The organism is Anaerotignum faecicola, assembly GCA_024460105.1.
Classification (GTDB): domain Bacteria; phylum Bacillota; class Clostridia; order Lachnospirales; family Anaerotignaceae; genus JANFXS01.
Genome location: JANFXS010000490.1, coordinates 1 through 403, shown reverse-complemented (window position 1 = coordinate 403; position 403 = coordinate 1). Strand labels below are relative to the sequence as shown.

General features: G+C 58.8%; 1 protein-coding gene. It reads left to right on the top strand.

The window, feature by feature from the left end; genetic code table 11:
* Nucleotides 1-55: 55 nt before the first annotated feature.
* Nucleotides 56-403: FAD-dependent oxidoreductase (locus NE664_15035; protein ID MCQ4727947.1), on the top strand; the 348-nt coding region annotated here is incomplete at its 3' end.

Genomic DNA, 403 nt, shown 5'->3' with positions numbered 1-403 from the left:
CCAGGCTCCGGGAAAAGCGGAGATGAAGCAGGCAGCCGTCTCCTTTGGGCGGCTGGTGGAACGGTCCGGTGTGGAGGTTCGCTGCCATACGCCGCTCACCGCAGAGCTTATTCAGGAAGAAAAACCGGATGCCGTGATTGCGGCCATCGGATCGGCTCCTGTTGCGCTTAAGCTTCCGGGGAGTGAAAAGAAAATGGTCTGTCAGGCCAACGCAGTTCTGGAGCATGAAATAGAGCCGGAAGGAGACGTATGCGTGATCGGAGGCGGTTTGGTGGGGCTTGAGACCGCAGATGCGCTGGCGGCAGCCGGACACGCTGTGAAGGTGCTGGAAATGAAGGAGAAAGCGGGGGAAGATTTAGGCATGCTCCGGAAGCTTGCCGTGATGCAGAAGCTTGGCGGTGAA